This window comes from Oceanobacillus sp. MO10714A (assembly GCF_037072045.1).
In the GTDB taxonomy this organism is placed as follows: domain Bacteria; phylum Bacillota; class Bacilli; order Bacillales; family Amphibacillaceae; genus Oceanobacillus; species Oceanobacillus indicireducens.
Window position 1 is genome coordinate 397,952 of sequence record NZ_JAXHDC010000001.1, and the last position, 17,501, is coordinate 415,452.

Consider the following 17,501-nt stretch of genomic DNA (forward strand, 5'->3'; position numbering starts at 1 on the left):
ATAATGGTAATCGACAGAGGAACAATCCAATGGATATCAATGATGCTTCTTGAGTAAGCAAATTTATTGAAAGAAATGTGAGGCCAAAAGGAACGGAGGAAAAAGCCGGTGCTCGATGAACAACTATTGGCGGAAATTATTAAAGCTACAATTTGCTCTTAAAGATGATTTGACGATTGAGGTTGAGTATTTTAAAGAACACGATTATCACAAAGTTAGAGATAAGTTATTGGCTGTTGATCCGCTGAATAATTATTTAGGATTAGAGGGGATGGAGTTGCCGTTGGATGCGATTGTTGGTGTTTGGATAGATTAGAAAAGACCGCTGGGTTAGCGGTCTAGTTTTTTAAGCACCTGTCCACGATTTATTTTGAAATTATATACCCCCCAAAGCTCCCCCAAAGCTCCCCCAAATCTCCCCCAAATGAATAGTTTTAAATACATTTATTTAATAACCACATAAATGTTAAAACCTTAGAAACATTGATACATCCTGACTTCATTCGCTTAAATAATAACCATTGATAAGCGAATGTGTTATGATATATAATGTAATGAATCTATAACCAAATAATATCATATAATTGAAACTGGAAAATCGTAAAATAAGAGGTGATAGAGATGAGTTTCGATCAAATCCAATTAAATGCGAAAGATATTTATGAAAAAGATTTTAAAGCAGAGTTCCGTGGTTACAGCCAAAAGGAAGTAGATGAATTTTTAGATGTTGTCATTCAAGATTATGACGCGTTTCAACAAGAAATCCAGCGATTGCAACAAGAAAATGATCGACTAAAGAAATCTTCTGTGGAACAACAGCATACGAGAACACGTGCTCCGCAACAGAATACACAAGTGAATTATGATGTGTTAAAACGCTTGTCCAATCTTGAAAAAGCAGTTTTTGGCAAGAAAGTCTCCAACTCTGAGGAATAGTTGGTAAGTACTGCCGTGCATTGTCTTTCTGATGATCTTATGCTAAAATAAAGTAAGCAGGTAGTTGAGTACTCATGTAATCGCTGCGTTTGCGCAGAGGAAAGTCCATGCTCACACAGGCTGAGATGCTTGTAGTGTTCGTGCTTGACGAAACGATAAGTCAAGGTAGCCAATTTGGTTAACGGCAGGAGAAATTCCTAAGTCTAACGATAAGGAAGACACTCCTTGAAAGTGCCACAGAGACGGAGCTGGATTGGAAACAATTCAGGTGGAACGAGGTAAACCCCACGAGTGAGCAACCCAAACTTTGGTAGGGGCACTCTTGATTAGGGAATTGAACCGAAAGAGGGACAGACATTTGTCTGTAGATAGATGATTACACCCAATGTACGAGGTTAAAGACCGCCGTTTGCAGTACAGCGGGACAGAACATGGCTTATCGAGTATTCAACGGTCTTCCATAAAAAATGATAAAACCTATTTCAGCTACATTTTGTAGCTGAAATAGGTTTTTTATTTACTTTGATATGGTACACTAAAAATAATCTGTAAATGAAGGGAATTATCATGTATGCAAAAGGTGAAATTACTTGCAACAGCAGCGATGGGACTTGAATCAATTGTCGCAATGGAAGTTAAGCAATTAGGCTATGAAGTAGAAGTAGATAATGGAAAAGTGATCTTTGAAGCTCCTATTTCTGCAATCCCGCGCTGTAATTTATGGTTGCGTACAGCAGACCGTGTGAAAATTATCGTAGGTGAATTTGAAGCCAAAACATTTGATGAATTATTCGAGGGAACGAAGGCATTAAATTGGGAGAATTATATTGCAGAGGATGGACAATTTCCTGTAAGTGGCAAATCCGTTAAATCAACGTTATATAGTGTTCCAGACTGTCAAGCAATCGTGAAGAAAGCAATTGCAGAGCGATTGAAATTGAAATATGGCATGGTCTCTAAAATGCCGGAAACAGGAGCATTATTTAAAGTAGAAATTTCCCTGTTGAATGATGTGGCGACATTAACATTAGACACTTCTGGAGCAGGTCTTCATAAACGCGGTTACCGGGTTGGACAAGGGGAAGCTCCCTTAAAAGAAACACTTGCTGCAGCCCTCGTTTTATTAACGAACTGGAAGCCGGATGAGCCGTTTATCGATCCGTTCTGTGGCTCGGGAACCATTCCAATTGAGGCAGCCCTTATCGGACAGAATATCGCACCAGGTTTTAACCGGGAATTTGTTTCAGAAAAATGGTCATGGATTAGAAGCAAGTTTTGGGATGAAGCTTTAATAGAAGCTGAAGATCTTGCCAACTATGATCAGCCTTTAGATATAACAGGTTCTGACATCAGTCATAAGATGATCCAAGCAGCAAGTGAAAACGCAATTGAAGCGGGGCTAAGCGATCTTGTAACATGGAAACAAATGCAAGTAGCAGATCTGTCTATACAGAAGGAAAATGGATATTTGGTAAGTAACCCGCCGTATGGTGAACGGCTAAATGAGCGGGATGAAGTCATTCAGATGTATAATGACCTTGGTCAAGTGATGAGGAACTATCCATCCTGGAGTGTCTATATCATTACAGCATTTGAGACATTTGAAAAACAATATGGTCAGCAGGCAACGAAGAAGAGAAAGTTATTCAATGGTTTTATCCAAACGAATTATTATCAATATTTTGGTAAAAAAGTAAAGGGGGAATAAATGATGACTAAAAGCAATTTGGAAAAAGATTTTCTGGCATACTTACAAGAAATTGATGCTTATCATGAATTAATTTCACTCGCCCATTGGGATTTACGGACGAAAATACCAAAAAAAGGTGTTGAATCCCGTTCAAAAGCAATTGGAATTCTTTCTGCTAAAGTTCATGAGATGCAGACATCTGATAAAATGAAACAATTCATTGACGAACTAAAGAACAAGACGGATGATGAAGTCATTCAAAAAGCAGTTGAAGAATGTGAATTGGATTATGAACGGAACCATAAGATTCCTCAAGCCGAGTACAAGGAATATGTCACTTTACAAGGACAAGCTGAAGCAGCATGGCAAGAAGCCAGGGAGAAAGCTGATTTCCAATTATTCCAGCCCTATTTGGAAAAGTTAGTGGAATTCAATAAAAGGTTCGCGAATTATTGGGGATACGAAGGCCATATTTATGATGCTCTATTAGATCAATATGAGCCAGGCATGACCGTAAAAACGCTCGATGAAGTATTCCCAGCACTACGTGAATCCTTAACTCAGTTACGGGAAAAAGTGAATAATAGTAAGGCTAATGTTGATTCGTCCATTGTACTTGGTTATTTTCCAAAAGAACAACAACGTAACTTTGCAATTGATGTATTAAAGCAGATGAACTATGACTTTGAAGCGGGAAGATTAGATGATACGATTCATCCGTTTGAAATTACATTAAATCTGCACGATGTTCGGATTACAACGAGATACGACGAAAATGATTTCCGCATGGCAGTGTTTGGAATTATTCACGAAGGTGGTCATGCTTTATACGAGCAAAATATCCATCCACAGCTTGCCCACACACCACTTGCCACCGGAACATCCATGGGCATTCACGAGTCGCAATCATTATTCTGGGAAAACTTGATCGGCAGAAGCGATGGATTTTGGAAGGCAAACTATGAGAAGTTTAAATCCTTCGCACCGGATTTTTTCAAAGAGTTGGATGTTGATGAATTTTACCGAGCGATCAATGAAGTAAAACCGACATTAATCAGAATTGAAGCAGATGAGCTTACGTATGCACTCCATATTATGGTTCGTTATGAACTGGAGAAAGCGTTGATTAATGGAGAAATCGAAGTGAAAGATCTTCCTGTCTTATGGAATGAGAAAATGGTTGATTATCTTGGTATTGAGCCCGCGAATGATGGAGAAGGGGTGTTACAAGATATCCATTGGTCGAGTGGAGATTTCGGCTACTTCCCGTCTTATGCTTTAGGGTATATGTATGCTGCGCAATTTTACAATACGTTGAACCAGCAGATGGATGTAGATTCGATTGTGCAGTCTGGCGATTTGTCTCCGATTACGAATTGGCTGAAAGAAAATATTCATCAATATGGCAAAATGAAAAAGCCCTTGGAGCTGCTACAGGACATCACCAATGAATCTTTAAACCCGACACATTTAGTTAATTACCTAACAGAAAAATACAGCCGGATATATAATTTCTAATTGCATGGGAAACTATCACGAGCGTTGTATTAAATTATGAACGAAAAGTCAAGCATAGCTCGGAATTATTACTAGAGCTGCCAAAAAGGACAAAGATTCGTTTAATGAATCTTTGTCCTCTTATGTTGATTAGCTATTTCCAATTGGCCAATCGAATGGTGCTGAACCTGGAGGTGCATTTTGAATGACATCCATTATCGGAACTGTATATGCAAAGAGAATCAATACAAGCGTAATGGCAATCCACAACTTCCAGTTCTCTGTCCATCTTGGCGTTGGTTCTGCATTGTCTTCTTCCTGAGCAATCGGGAATTCTTCTTCTCCTTTTGGAGAGAAGAAAATCATTTTAACGAAAATGTATACCATTAATACGATCGCAATGAAAAGAATCGTACCACCGACTGCTTGAGCCATCTGATATGCTCCCCATTCTGTAGCCTGTGCCGTCCCCCCGTAATCGGAGTAGGCGGAACGACGCGGTCCACCAATTAAACCTTGGATATGCATAGATATTGACATAATCAGCATTCCGACTGTCCAAAGGATCGTTTGAATAATTCCGAGACGGTTCACTGATTTTGTTAACTTACGTCCCGTCAAGTGGGGGATGAGCCAATAAGCAATCCCGAAAAATGTTAACACTACTGTCGTTGCTGCTGTTAAATGGAAATGTCCTGTAACCCAAATCGTATTATGAACAAGTGTGTTTATTTGATAAGAAGCATTAACAATTCCACCGGCTCCACCTGGGATAAATGCGAGCATTCCGATAAATGGTGCGAGGAATCTTACATCACTCCATGGCAAATGTTTGAGCCAGCCGAACAATCCCCCGTATCCTTTTTTGCGACCCGTAATTTCAAACGTCGCAAACATGGAGAAGGCAGTCATCAAGCTTGGGATGACAACCATAAATGTCAAGATGACTTGAATAAACTTCCATGTTGAGTCCAGTCCTGGTTCTGTCAGCTGATGGTGCAGACCAACTGGGATAGAGAAGAACAAGAATAGAATAAATGAAAATCTTGCTAGTGTATCACTGAAAATTTTCCCTCCGATAATCTTCGGAATAATTGCATACCAAGCCATATATGCCGGCAATAACCAAAAATAAACAAGCGGGTGACCGAAATACCAGAATAAGGTACGGCTTAGTAATACATTAATTGTGTTCTTATAACCAAGTGACCAAGGTATAAATTGAACGAGCATTGCTGTAGCAACTCCAAGTGTTGCAATCAACCACATAAGCATATTAATGACAACCATAAAGGCAAGCAGTGGTGATTTTTCATCTGGATGTTTTTTCTTCCACAAATAGAACTGACGGAAATTGACGAATGCGTTAATCCAACTGCCGACAACTACAAGTGTGATCCCGGTATAAAATGCAGGATGCGCTTGCAGTGGAGCATAGAAGGTATAAAGTACGTTAGCTTTACCTACTAAGATGGTGATTGCAGCTATAACCATACCAATTGTCATGACGGCAAAGCCAATCCACGCCCAGTTCAATTGTTTCTTAGAATATCCTACTGTTTTACCCATTAGGGCATTTTGGAAACCAATAATGAAAAAAGTTGTAAGTACTAGGCCTAGAATAACGCCATGAACAGTTAGGATCGTGTAATAATTAATTCCCCAAGGCAATTCAAAGTTACCGGAACGGACAAGTACTTGTAATAATCCCATTAATCCACCAATAAATAAGGAAATAAATGCGACATACATATAGGACATGACAAGTCTGCGTTCATTTTTCGATAAACGAAGCTCCATTGTTCCTTTATTACTGAAAACGTTAGATTGTTTAGCTGGTGCTGTTGCTGTTTCCATTACTCAACGACCTCCATTGTCCCAAACATCATATGATGACCGACACCACAGTACTCATTACATACGAGTGTGTATTCTCCTGGGTTATCAAGCTGTACTTCCAAAGCACTTACATAACCGGGCTCAACCATCATGTTGATATTCGTTCCAGCGAAATTTAGACCGTGAACGACATCTGGACTCGTAGCCTGGACGAGCACTTTCGAACCAGCAGGTATTTCGATATGACTTATCGGTGCGCCTGATTCATCTGTACCGAGATTATAATTGAAAGCAGAGGCAACCACATTTAACACGTATCTGCCTTCATCGACCTTGGTCAAGCCAAGATTTTCTTCATGGAAAGCTTCATTCATCTCCAAATTTTCAGGATCAATCAACTCACCATGGCTTTGTGGGTGTGTCCCTAGATAAAAGGCTCCGAAACCTAAAATTAATAAGAATGCGATAAGGCCAATTATCCCAAGCCCAAGCCAATACTTTTCATACTTGTGTAAATGCATCTGTATCACTCCCTTTTTTTATCTGGAAAGGTATAGCATCAATACTCCAAACCAAGTTACTAAGATAACAACTCCTAAAACAGAAACGGAGATAAGCGTTCCTTTTAGATTTGGTTCACTTTCTGGACTGGATTTCAACTGCTTTCTCTTTTCAGTATTCATTCCTTCACCCCTCCTAGAAGTTTGATGTGCTGCTATTTTCATCATACACAAAATGAAAATAGAATTTATCCCTTCCAGATACTTTTCACAATATGTTCAATACTTCGCATACTCTTTGAAATAACGATTTTACTAACCTTTTAGTTATAAAAGTATTTGAACGTTGTGTGAAGTTTAGCTAATAGACTACTCGAATTTAGAAAAGTCTAAAAAGTGAGGATAAAAAAGAATCCTGAGGATTTTCAGGATTCCGGAAAACAAAAAAAGCAGTATTCTGTTACGAATACTGCTTAGGAATTTTTTATAATTTTGTTACGTTAGCTGCTTGAGGGCCGCGTTCGCCTTCAACGATTTCAAAGGAAACTTCTTGACCTTCCTCTAACGTTTTGAAACCTTCTTCTTGGATTGCTGAATAATGTACGAAGACGTCATTTCCTTCTTCCAGCTGAATAAATCCAAACCCTTTTTCTGCGTTGAACCATTTTACTACTCCGTTTTGCATGTAAACTCCTCCTAAAACCTTTCACGTAAAACGTGGTTATAATACAAAGTAGAGGCCAAAAAACATTAAAAGAGACAGCTTTCTAGAGAGTAGGATTACAATTACACCCACTTCTTTGGAAGCTGTCTTGTGTTTAATGAATCCGTACTTCTGCTTTGTTGAACCTATGATAACTCATTTAATTAGACTAGTCAAGAAATTTACAGTATTTTTTTCTGAATCTTTTTAAATATTAGTTTGTCGGAAAAACGAATGAATCAAATGCATTCCTATACAAAATAAAGTAATATAGAAAAAAGGGGGTAGAGGATGGACGAAATCCAACAGCAGCAATTAAACGAAATTCGTGAATTTACATATCAGTTATTCCATAATGATCCAACAGGACATGATTATGAACATATGCGACGTGTTGCTTTAATGGCAAAGAAAATCGCAAAAGAAGAAGGCCGTGACCCTTTCTTATGTGAGGCTGCCGGATGGCTTCATGATGTTGGGGACCGTAAACTCTTCTCAGACCCAGACCAAGCGATTAATGAAATGAATATATTTTTAGATCATATCTCCATCCATAATCAAGCGAAACATGATATCAATCATGTTATTTCAACTATTTCTTTTAAAGAGGGAAAAACACCTGCTACTTGGACTGGGAAGATTGTACAAGATGCTGACCGGCTGGACGCTATCGGAGCAATTGGGATTGCACGGACTTTCCAGTATGGTGGAGCGAACAATCAATTGATCTATAAACAGGGTAATCCGCATACTTCCATCCAACATTTTTATGATAAATTATTGAAAATAAAAGATAAGCTCCATACTTCTTACGCAAAACAGATTGCAATGGAACGCCATCGCTGGATGCTTTTATTTCTAGATCAGTTTCATAAAGAGTGGGGAACAGATAAATAGATGGGAGAAAGAAGGGGAATATTAACAATGGGAGGGTATCGACATGGTACAAGGAGAACAGGCATATCTGGATTTATGCCGTTTAATTTTAGAAAATGGAAATAAGAAAGCGGACCGGACGGGAACAGGTACATACTCTGTTTTCGGTCACCAAATGCGCTTTGATTTAAGTGAAGGCTTTCCATTACTTACAACGAAGAAAGTAAACTTTAATCTGATTGCTTCTGAGCTGCTTTGGTTTATTAAAGGGGATACGAATATCCGTTACCTTTTAGAAAACAATAATAATATTTGGAATGAATGGGCTTTTGAAAAGTGGGTGGAGAGTGACGATTATGATGGGCCGGATATGACGGATTTCGGTCATCGTAGTTTACAGGATGAGGCCTTTAATTTAGAATACAAAAAACAAATGGAAACTTTCAAGGAAAAAATTTTAACCGACGATGCGTTTGCAAGTAAATACGGTGATTTAGGATTTGTCTACGGTAAGCAGTGGCGTCACTGGGAAACAAAATCAGGAGAAGCGATTGACCAGCTGAAGGATGTCATTGACTCGATCCGCAATAATCCCGATTCACGCAGACATATCGTGTCCGCATGGAACCCGGAAGACATTCCATTCATGGCCTTACCACCATGTCACACACTATTCCAGTTTTATGTAGCAGACGGCAAATTGTCGTGCCAATTATACCAGCGCAGTGGAGACACATTCCTAGGTGTACCATTTAATATCGCTAGTTATGCGCTCTTGACGCATTTGATTGCCCATGAATGCGATTTGGAAGTAGGAGAATTCGTCCATACGATTGGAGATGCTCATATTTATTCCAACCATCTGGAACAAGTGAAGACTCAACTCAAAAGGGAGGTACGTCCGTTACCGAAATTGAAATTGAATACGGACAAGCAATCGGTATTTGATTTTGAACTATCCGATTTTGAATTAATTGACTATAATCCGCATCCAGCTATTAGAGCTCCGATTGCTGTATAGAAAGGGGGAGTTAACGATGATTTCCTTACTCGTAGCAATGGACCGTAATCATGTAATTGGGTCCGACAATGATTTACCTTGGCATTTGCCGGATGATCTACGTTATTTCAAAGAAACAACGACAGGTCACACGATCATTATGGGGAGAAAAACATTTGAATCGATTGGACGCGTCTTACCGAATCGGAAGCATGTTGTCCTTACAAGAGGGAACTATGAATTTCCAGAAGAAGTCGAAGTGATCCGTGACTTGGAACCAATCAAAACATGGAATGATGACAATCCGCAAGAAGAATATTTTGTGATTGGTGGAGGAGATATTTTTAAGCAAGTACTTCCTTTTGCTGACCGGTTATACATTACATGGATTGATGAAGATTTTGCAGGAGATACGTTCTTCCCATCCATTTCCTTAGATGAATGGGAATTAACCGGGAAAACGAAAGGGAAGAAAGATGAAAAGAACCCTTATGATTATTATTATCTTGTTTATGAACGGAAGAATAAGGAATAGAACTTGTACAGATTCTTCTAATGCTATATACTAATGGTTAGCATCATAGACTTATACTTAAAACGGAGATGATAAACATGCTGGCAAATATAGGGTTTCCAGGATTAATTCTTATTCTGATTGTTGCTCTTATTGTTTTCGGACCAGATAAACTTCCACAAATTGGTAAGGCTGCTGGTGATACGTTACGGGAATTTAAGAAGTCCACAAATGATTTAACTAGCGGTGTTACAGATGAAATAAAAGAAGTTAAATCCATTGTGAATGATGACACCAAGTCCAAATAAATGGGGTGAAGGAACATGCTAAGTAATATCGGAATCCCTGGATTAATATTAATTTTAATTGTTGCTCTTATTGTATTTGGCCCAAATAAACTTCCGGAAATTGGTAAAGCTTTCGGGCATTCACTGAAAGAATTTAAGAATGCAACAAAGGGATTAACTGAAACTGAAGATGAAGAGAATAATAAACAGTAATACATTATTCCAATTCAAAAAATAATTTCGGATAAAAGAAGATGTAAGTTTCTATTTTACCTTACATCTTCTTTTATGTGTTTTTTCGATTAGGGGTGTTTCTTAAATGGCAAAAAAAGGTCAAATTGAAGAAAAAGAGATGAATCTCGTTGACCATCTTTCTGAACTGCGTAACCGATTAATCGTTACCGCACTTTTCTTTATCGGTTTCTTCATTGTTGGATTTATCTACATTAGAGATATTTATTGGTTTTTTGTTAACGATATAGACTTGGAATTAACGGCAATTAGTCCAACAGAAATTATTTGGATTTATTTCTCCATGGCAGGGCTGGTTGCGATTGTTGGAACCATTCCACTTCTTACGTATCAAATTTGGGCCTTTGTTAAGCCTGGTTTACTTCCACACGAAAGAAAAGCGACAATCGGTTATATACCGGTAGTATTTCTTTTATTTATTGGCGGACTTATCTTTGGCTATTTTGTTTTCGTAGAACTGATTATGCCATTCCTGTTATCGTTGAACGACGGAATGTTTAATATTATGTTTACAGTCGATCGCTATTTTTCATTCCTATTTCGAGTTACAGTACCATTTGCCTTACTGTTCGAATTACCGATTATTGTTATGTTTTTAACGAGTCTAGGCATACTTACTCCAGACTTCATGATTAAAAATAGAAAATATGCATATTTCGGCTTGATCATAATTGGAGTGTTAATCACACCTCCTGACTTTGTTTTACAGCTCGTTGTAGCCGTTCCATTAATTCTTCTTTACGAAATAGGCGTGCAGTTATCTAAGATAGTGTATAAGAGAAAGTTAAAAAAACATGAGGAATTTATGAACCAAAATGATTCATCAACCTGATGAGAAGAATAGATTGAGGTGTTTTCTTGAAGACATTTTATCAGCATTTGATGACTTTCCGCGGGATGAAAGTTCCCGATGACAAATGTAAGTTGGCCGAGTGGGTTTTTCGAGAGCACGATTTCCCAAAGCATTCGGATGATTACAATGAAATAAGTGATTACCTGGAGTGGAATAGTCCATTTCCAGGCGCACTTCGCACGTTTGATGAAGTATGGGATTTATATCATAATAGATAAAAATGAGGCTAGGGAATGATCAGCCTCATTTTTTAATGCAATTTTTTGTAAGGGAACGGAAAAGGAAGGTGCAGAACAGTTCCATCCTCTTTTTTGATTCGTTTGCGCTCAATGGTAAATACAGGTGTGGATGGACAGAATATATTAAATCAAACGTTTGTTTGAAATTTATTTGACAGGATTCGTCAAAGAAACCGAAGAAAACACTGCAAACATGCAATTTTATGCTGATTCCTGCGCTTGCCCGGGAAATAATATATTGCCTACACTTTTTCATCAGGTGTTACGTACATTATAAAAGTAAGCAATAGAAGGCAGGGGTGAGAAGATGCTCGGACCAAGACAAAGAAACCTGAATTACCATTATAGGCAACAACCACCTCAAGGAATGAATTCCTTTTTGTTTGGAAATCCCCCACAACCTCCAGTGCGACGCAGCCGTTTTCCCGTAAGCTTGCAGCAACTAACTTCGGGAAATTTATTAAATAATCCTCAAATCAGTAAAGGTATTAGTGGTTTTTCGGGTATACTGAATAATATACAGCAGGTTTTAAGAGTCGTAGAAACGACGACACCAATTATTAAGGAGTACGGGCCAATGTTAAAAAATTTACCAGCTATGTATCGGATGGTAAAAGCCTTTAAAAATATCGATGACCCCGAAGAGGAGAAAGGGGAGGAAAAAAAGGAAGCAGAGGGTACAGGTGAAGAAAAAGGAAATGAAAAAGAAAAAGATATAGCAACGGAAAAGGTAGAAAAGAAAGTTGAAAAGAGAACTGGTTTATCAACTCCAAAGCTTTATATATGAAAAATATGCAGTATACTTGCATTTTAAATAAAAAAACGGAAAAATAGATATTATCACTAGAGCACTGGAGGAATAATTCATGTCTAATTCTTTAGAAAAAGCTACGTTTGCCGGCGGCTGTTTTTGGTGCATGGTTGAACCCTTTGACAGCCGCCCGGGTATTGAACGTGTCGTTTCAGGATATACAGGTGGTCATGTGGAAAACCCTACCTATGAACAAGTATGTTCCAATACAACAGGGCATGTCGAAGCAGTTGAAATTACATTTGACCCTGCATTGATGCCATACAAAGAACTTGTAGAAACGTACTGGCAACAGATTGACCCGACTGATCCAGGTGGACAATTCAATGATAGAGGGGAATCGTATCAAACAGCAATCTTCTATCACAATGAAGAACAAAGGGCGATTGCGGAAGAATCAAAACAGGCGCTTGAGGCAAGTGGGAAATTCTCCAAGCCGATTGTAACAAAGATACTTCCAGCTAAGACGTTCTATCCGGCAGAAGAAGAACACCAGGATTATTATAAGAAACAGTCGTTCCACTATCGTTTATACAAAAAAGGTTCAGGAAGAGAAGATTTTATTAATAACAATTGGAAAGAAACGTATGACAAAGAGGAATTAAAGAAAAAATTAACACCATTACAGTATCATGTAACTCAGGAAAATGGTACGGAGTTGCCATTTAAAAATGAGTACTGGAATAATTTTAAAGATGGAATATATGTAGACATCATATCCGGAAAACCGTTATTCTCGTCGAAAGATCAGTACGATGCAAATTGTGGTTGGCCAAGCTTTACACGACCGATTGACCGATATGAAATAAAAGAAAATATGGATACATCCCATGGCATGATCCGTACGGAAGTGAGAAGCGGCTCTGCTGATTCCCATTTAGGACATGTTTTTGAAGATGGGCCGGCCGAGGCAGGCGGATTACGATATTGTATTAATTCCGCAGCAATGCGTTTTATACCTAAAGAGAAGATGAAAGAAGAAGGATACGGTCAGTATTTACATTTATTCAATGAGTAAAAACCACAAATTTACGATAACTTTATTATGTAAACTAAGAAGGAGTAGAATATGATTCATTTAGATTGGGAAAAAAGAGCAGCAATTAAACAAATTGAGTGCGTTCATACAAATGCAGCAAAATTCGTTGTCCATAATAAATTAACCGCGGGAAAAGTTTATGATGTAATCAATGAAACAGACGAGTTTTACTTCATTATCGACAATAGCAACCGAGTTGGTGGATTTTTAAAGGATTATTTTAAAGAAATTTAATTTCAAAACGGCCTAGAGTTGTTTAAACTCTAATAATCTTTGTTCGTTAGCAAGGGTTCATGTATAATTAACGTGGTAAAACTTAGCTGCTAAAGGAGGCGTTCGATTTGGCATTTGTAATTACATCACCATGTAAAACTGAAAAAGCTGGCGAATGTGTTGAAGTTTGTCCAGTTGATTGTATTGAAGAAGGCGAAGATATGTTTTATATCGATCCAGATATTTGTATAGATTGTGGAGCCTGTGAAGCAGTTTGTCCGGTGGAAGCGATTTTCATTGAGGATGAAGTTCCGGAATCAGAATCTGAGTATATTACACTCAATCGCCAGTTCTATGAGGACAGATAAGAAAAACAATTGTATTTAAATCGTTTTACACAAAAAAGCCGTGCATATCATTTGCATGGTTTTTTGATTTAAGTACATTTCGTAGTTTTTGTTAAAATATCTCACTATCAAGAGTATACTTTGTTATTGAGATAATAAATGCTGTTTTTAATGTAGCTTCTCATAATTTATATTATGTTAACTAGAGGAGGAAAAAAGATATGAAGTAAAACTAATATCTATTCCCCTTGTTTCTCTGATACGACATTAAAGTTATATTTAAATAATTTATCATTGTTAATAATTTTTTTAATCTTTCTGAATCCGCATTTTTCATAACACCTTATTGCCCTAACATTGGAAACAGCAGGGTCTAAAATAATCATATCTACATCTTGATCAATTCCATAAACAGTTGAATGTTTAGGATATCCAAATTCTTTTTGTTTTTCCTCATTTAATTTATATTGTTGCATAAAACCAATGGGAGTGTTGTCTAACTCAACGATATAAGGAATTACAGGTATATCACCATTCACTCTTGGTTCATATTTATTCTTAACTTGTTGCAATGTAAATGGAGAATTCGCATCCCCATAGAACTCTAAAACCTCTTTTGTACTTAGCCATTGAGCCATTACCTCATAATCAGTATGTTTCATTTTTCTAATTGATATAGAATTAATATTCATATGTTCATCTCCCATTTAAATGCCGAACAGTTTGCATGAATATCTTAGATAGATGCTACATGCATTTAAATATCCTATTTGAGCAAATTTACTGATTCAAAGTATTAACGGCTACTTGAGCAATTTGTTTTTCTCCATTTTTTTCAAATACCTTATATTTCTGCATCCCTATTTTTTCCGCTACCTTTTGCGATGGAATATTTTGAGCTGTAGTATACGAAAAAAGCTTGGGATAATTTAATACCCTAAACGCATACTCCTTACATGCAAGTGCGGCTTCTGTTGCATATCCTTTATTCCAATAGTCCTTTATAATATGAAATCCAAGCTCCGGTACTGTTTCTTTTTCAATTATTTGCATGGTAATTCCACAATCTCCAATGAAATTTTCTCCACCTTTTAAGATTACAGCCCATAATCCATGGTTATATTTATTATAGTTATCAATATTCCATTGAATCCATTTTCCCACCTTGTCTTTGCTAAATGCCTCTGGGTAGTGTTGCATCGATTTAGGGTCAGAAAGAACCTTTGATAACTCTTCTATATCTTCTAAAACCATTTCCCTTAAATACAGTCTCTTCGTTTCAAGTATTTTCACTTTAACCACCCCCTCGTTTACTTTTCATATATTTAGCTTTATATCCCTTTTGTTCGTTATAAAGTTTATAACCCCGATGATTTTCTCATTCATAACTTTATTTGTTCGTTATATAAGCACGTTATAAAGACGTCGAATTCTAAATTTCTACTACATTTCATTTTTCAATAACCATTCAAACCACCTACCGTGCCCATCGGTTTTCGCAATCGTATTTCGATACTCAACACCATCCAAATAATAATCTAGATGTAAGTATTTATCTTGAATGTTATTGTAGATATGGAATACATCTCTTTTCTTACCAATAGTTTCAATGGTTTGCAATAATTGATCATTTTTTTCTTTTGGTATTTGGTTAGCTACGTGAGTATGAAAAATGCAAATCACATTGTCTTCCGGGACCTCTTCAACATATTTGGATAATAAACTTATTCCATCTCCATCCACCAAGCGTACAGGATATTCCTTCATGTAACCTGCAGCTTCTTCAAACATAAACAACCTCTCTCTATGCTCGGGCCATATTAAGGATTTAAGCCATAATTTCTCTTCCTCATCATTTAGATCAATTGTATTTAAATCAAATCCGATTCTAGTAGAGACCGGCGGCGGTGTGACACGCAGGTTTGGAATGTTTTCTCCACTTATTTCTGCTGTAATAGTAAGTTTTGAATCTTTGTCACCATAAATATTATTTGTCCCGTATGAATAGGAATATTTATCCCAAAGAAGCTGTAATCCCGCACTTGTTCCGATTTCGACTAGTGCTAATGGTTTCCTTGCTTTCTCGTAAACCGTACAAAAAACAGGATAAAGATAAGCACATCTCCTTACTTCATTTGTTTGAACAAGCCTAGTTTTAAGAATTGACTCCATTTCTTGTCGATATTTAAAGCAAAAATCCTTCAAGAATTCAAATGATCCTTTATATGATTTTGTATTACCTACGATACTCGGAAAATACTCTTTTAATGGATGTTCCGTTCCTTTTAATAAGAGATAGTGCACTGCACCAAAAAAGAGGTTGGGAATAGGTTGCCCTTCTCGTGCGTGACTACATACTTCAAGAAGGTCATCATCTGCGGCAATTTTAATGGACAAATGTTCGTATAATAAGCTAGATCCCTTACATTCCTTTTCAGCAAAAGCCAAAAAGGTTTGGGACAAAACATCTTTAAGAAACAAATAAAGTCCTCCTTTTAGCAGTCAGCAGTAAGATCATCTTCATTTAATAGCTGCAAATTTTTTACTTTTTTAGGATTATGAGCTTTTAACCATTTTTCGATTCTAGTATCATCCAATTTCCAAAATCATCTAAAAAGGCAATGACATCATCAGCATTTATAACTGGCTCAATAGCATATTTAAGTGCTTGTTTCATTTGAGCTTCCTTCTCTGGATAATGTTTAGAAAATATTTTATATGCTGGGTACAGGTCTCTTGTATATTGATTTTCTCTATCTATCACAAGGGCAAGTCCAGCCCTAACTATAATTTTCATTATCCATCCACAACAATCTAAAATATCTTCCAAATCCTCATTACCATCAAGGTCTTCTAAAGCGCTTATTTGTTTAATGGCGGTTATTTTTTACCTAAAGAAAAACCATCGAATAACCGTCCTCCATAGGGTTTCAAAATTTCATCAACTAACTTAATTACTTTATCTTTTGAACTACTTCTATAAAATATATCAAATGCTTCAACAAATTGCTCGGCAAAGTTTGTATCGTATTCTCTTAATGAACGTACTATCCATTTAGAAGCACCAAGCCACTTATTATTAGTTCGTAATACAAATTCACTAACAAGTTCTGCGAGCGTATTAGCAATGAAAATTCCTTCTGCTCTATTATTACAACCAATAAAATCATCAAGGGTGTCCGTAATAAAGTATCGCTTCGTATTGATTATCTCAGTTGACCACTTTTCCGGACCTTTCGATAATAATTCTTTTGCTTCCCTTTTGATGGAGTTAATCACCCCCTTATCTTTAAGTATGATACCTTCTGAAACCATTCGTGGCAGTGATGGTACTTCCTGCTAATAAAGCTCCATCGCAATATGGAAAATAGTTTTTGATAAATTTTTGTGCAGCTTTAACTGGTTCTAATCTGTTAAGATCCCCCATTCTCATCCCTCTTTTTGATATTTACCTTATTATCCACTTTTTCATTTAGAACATTATTAACATACGCTGTCTGTAAAATCCAAGTTTTCTACATCTTCCCCATTCAATTTCATCACTAGAAATATAATCACGCAGATCGTAATAAAAACCATGGAATCGCTTGGTTTCAGGAGTTCCATGGTTGTGGTGAAGTGTGTTTGAATTTTATACTTTAGCTGCCCAAATTTCAATTTCAATTTTCATTTCAGGTAAACCTAATTCAGTAATATTTCCAATCGTCATTGCCGGATAATTTTTGCTAAATAATTGTTCCCACTCTGAATATAAAAAACTCTGCATTCTTTGGAATTTTTGTAATATGACTGTAATTACCGATTGGTACAGGCATATTGGGTGGGTTTTTTCTCGTAATTTTTTCGTTTTCCATTTATTCACCTCATCATTTAGAAGTTTCTTCTGCCGTTTCTCCAGGAGATCA

The 17,501-nt window shown here is 37.0% G+C and carries 24 protein-coding genes, 1 other RNA gene and 1 pseudogene; 16 read left to right on the forward strand and 10 right to left on the reverse strand.

Translation table 11 applies throughout. The annotated features are described in order from the left end of the window. The first annotated feature begins 115 nt into the window (after nt 1-115). From SPD53_RS02245 to SPD53_RS02265, 5 genes are all read left to right on the forward strand, one after another. Nucleotides 116-316 (forward strand): hypothetical protein, encoded by a 201-nt coding sequence (locus tag SPD53_RS02245; RefSeq protein WP_336251542.1) that lies wholly within the window; start codon nt 116-118, stop codon nt 314-316. A 305-nt stretch (nt 317-621) separates the two neighbouring features. Continuing rightward, complete coding sequence (gene gpsB, locus SPD53_RS02250; protein ID WP_156855853.1) at nt 622-936, forward strand: cell division regulator GpsB; 315 nt, start codon at nt 622-624, stop codon at nt 934-936. Nucleotides 937-1,004: 68 nt separating this feature from the next. Next, nucleotides 1,005-1,380: RNase P RNA component class B (gene rnpB / locus SPD53_RS02255), an RNA gene on the forward strand. 127 nt (nt 1,381-1,507) lie between these two features. Beyond that, entirely contained in the window at nt 1,508-2,644 is a 1,137-nt protein-coding gene (locus tag SPD53_RS02260; RefSeq protein ID WP_336251543.1) for a THUMP domain-containing class I SAM-dependent RNA methyltransferase, read from the forward strand. Next, nucleotides 2,645-4,144: a carboxypeptidase M32 gene (locus SPD53_RS02265; RefSeq protein ID WP_442946192.1), complete on the forward strand. Its 1,500-nt coding sequence runs from the start codon at nt 2,645-2,647 to the stop codon at nt 4,142-4,144. A 129-nt stretch (nt 4,145-4,273) separates the two neighbouring features. On the opposite strand, the gene SPD53_RS02270 is transcribed toward SPD53_RS02265, so the two are convergent. The 4 genes from SPD53_RS02270 to SPD53_RS02285 form a co-directional block, all read right to left on the reverse strand. Further along, entirely contained in the window at nt 4,274-5,923 is a 1,650-nt protein-coding gene (locus SPD53_RS02270) for a b(o/a)3-type cytochrome-c oxidase subunit 1 (RefSeq protein ID WP_336251577.1), read from the reverse strand. A 56-nt stretch (nt 5,924-5,979) separates the two neighbouring features. After that, nucleotides 5,980-6,483 (reverse strand): cytochrome B5, encoded by a 504-nt coding sequence (locus SPD53_RS02275; protein ID WP_156855850.1) that lies wholly within the window; start codon nt 6,481-6,483, stop codon nt 5,980-5,982. A gap of 18 nt (nt 6,484-6,501) precedes the next feature. Continuing rightward, complete coding sequence (locus tag SPD53_RS02280; protein WP_156855849.1) at nt 6,502-6,645, reverse strand: cytochrome c oxidase subunit 2A; 144 nt, start codon at nt 6,643-6,645, stop codon at nt 6,502-6,504. A 301-nt stretch (nt 6,646-6,946) separates the two neighbouring features. Beyond that, complete coding sequence (locus SPD53_RS02285) at nt 6,947-7,147, reverse strand: cold-shock protein (RefSeq protein ID WP_156855848.1); 201 nt, start codon at nt 7,145-7,147, stop codon at nt 6,947-6,949. A 309-nt stretch (nt 7,148-7,456) separates the two neighbouring features. Here SPD53_RS02285 and SPD53_RS02290 point away from each other — a divergent pair, with 309 nt between their 5' ends. From SPD53_RS02290 to SPD53_RS02340, 11 genes are all read left to right on the forward strand, one after another. Beyond that, complete coding sequence (locus tag SPD53_RS02290; RefSeq protein ID WP_336251544.1) at nt 7,457-8,062, forward strand: HD domain-containing protein; 606 nt, start codon at nt 7,457-7,459, stop codon at nt 8,060-8,062. 43 nt (nt 8,063-8,105) lie between these two features. Further along, nucleotides 8,106-9,062, forward strand: a complete 957-nt coding sequence (locus SPD53_RS02295; protein ID WP_336251545.1) for a thymidylate synthase — start codon at nt 8,106-8,108, stop codon at nt 9,060-9,062. Nucleotides 9,063-9,078: 16 nt separating this feature from the next. After that, the gene (locus SPD53_RS02300) at nt 9,079-9,576 is read left to right on the forward strand and encodes a dihydrofolate reductase (RefSeq protein ID WP_336251546.1); all 498 of its coding nucleotides are present in this window, start codon (nt 9,079-9,081) and stop codon (nt 9,574-9,576) included. Between the two features lie 77 nt (nt 9,577-9,653). Next, nucleotides 9,654-9,863, forward strand: coding sequence for a twin-arginine translocase TatA/TatE family subunit (tatA, locus tag SPD53_RS02305; RefSeq protein WP_156855844.1), 210 nt, complete (start codon nt 9,654-9,656; stop codon nt 9,861-9,863). 15 nt (nt 9,864-9,878) lie between these two features. Then, complete coding sequence (gene tatA / locus SPD53_RS02310; protein ID WP_156855843.1) at nt 9,879-10,055, forward strand: twin-arginine translocase TatA/TatE family subunit; 177 nt, start codon at nt 9,879-9,881, stop codon at nt 10,053-10,055. Between the two features lie 106 nt (nt 10,056-10,161). Further along, on the forward strand, nt 10,162-10,926 hold the full coding sequence (tatC, locus tag SPD53_RS02315; protein WP_156855842.1) for a twin-arginine translocase subunit TatC: 765 nt from the start codon (nt 10,162-10,164) through the stop codon (nt 10,924-10,926). A 26-nt stretch (nt 10,927-10,952) separates the two neighbouring features. Further along, a complete protein-coding gene (locus SPD53_RS02320) occupies nt 10,953-11,165 on the forward strand; it encodes a YozE family protein (RefSeq protein ID WP_156855841.1) in 213 nt (70 codons plus the stop codon). A gap of 388 nt (nt 11,166-11,553) precedes the next feature. Then, a complete protein-coding gene (gene vrrA, locus SPD53_RS02325; RefSeq protein ID WP_336251578.1) occupies nt 11,554-11,973 on the forward strand; it encodes a VrrA/YqfQ family protein in 420 nt (139 codons plus the stop codon). A 79-nt stretch (nt 11,974-12,052) separates the two neighbouring features. Then, nucleotides 12,053-13,015, forward strand: coding sequence for a peptide-methionine (R)-S-oxide reductase MsrB (gene msrB, locus SPD53_RS02330; protein ID WP_336251547.1), 963 nt, complete (start codon nt 12,053-12,055; stop codon nt 13,013-13,015). A gap of 51 nt (nt 13,016-13,066) precedes the next feature. After that, nucleotides 13,067-13,270, forward strand: coding sequence for a DUF6501 family protein (locus tag SPD53_RS02335; protein ID WP_156855838.1), 204 nt, complete (start codon nt 13,067-13,069; stop codon nt 13,268-13,270). A gap of 107 nt (nt 13,271-13,377) precedes the next feature. Beyond that, entirely contained in the window at nt 13,378-13,617 is a 240-nt protein-coding gene (locus SPD53_RS02340; protein ID WP_156855837.1) for an indolepyruvate ferredoxin oxidoreductase subunit alpha, read from the forward strand. 218 nt (nt 13,618-13,835) lie between these two features. On the opposite strand, the gene SPD53_RS02345 is transcribed toward SPD53_RS02340, so the two are convergent. The 6 genes and pseudogenes from SPD53_RS02345 to SPD53_RS02370 form a co-directional block, all read right to left on the reverse strand. Then, a complete protein-coding gene (locus SPD53_RS02345) occupies nt 13,836-14,288 on the reverse strand; it encodes a GNAT family N-acetyltransferase (RefSeq protein WP_336251548.1) in 453 nt (150 codons plus the stop codon). Between the two features lie 88 nt (nt 14,289-14,376). After that, nucleotides 14,377-14,889: a GNAT family N-acetyltransferase gene (locus SPD53_RS02350; RefSeq protein WP_156855835.1), complete on the reverse strand. Its 513-nt coding sequence runs from the start codon at nt 14,887-14,889 to the stop codon at nt 14,377-14,379. Nucleotides 14,890-15,039: 150 nt separating this feature from the next. Beyond that, a complete protein-coding gene (locus tag SPD53_RS02355; protein WP_336251549.1) occupies nt 15,040-16,077 on the reverse strand; it encodes a DUF2332 domain-containing protein in 1,038 nt (345 codons plus the stop codon). A gap of 85 nt (nt 16,078-16,162) precedes the next feature. After that, nucleotides 16,163-16,426, reverse strand: coding sequence for a hypothetical protein (locus SPD53_RS02360; protein WP_156858092.1), 264 nt, complete (start codon nt 16,424-16,426; stop codon nt 16,163-16,165). A gap of 50 nt (nt 16,427-16,476) precedes the next feature. Next, nucleotides 16,477-16,911, reverse strand: coding sequence for a nucleotidyltransferase (locus tag SPD53_RS02365; protein ID WP_336251550.1), 435 nt, complete (start codon nt 16,909-16,911; stop codon nt 16,477-16,479). A 316-nt stretch (nt 16,912-17,227) separates the two neighbouring features. Beyond that, nucleotides 17,228-17,450 (reverse strand): annotated as a pseudogene (locus SPD53_RS02370) (hypothetical protein). Nucleotides 17,451-17,501 lie beyond the last annotated feature (51 nt).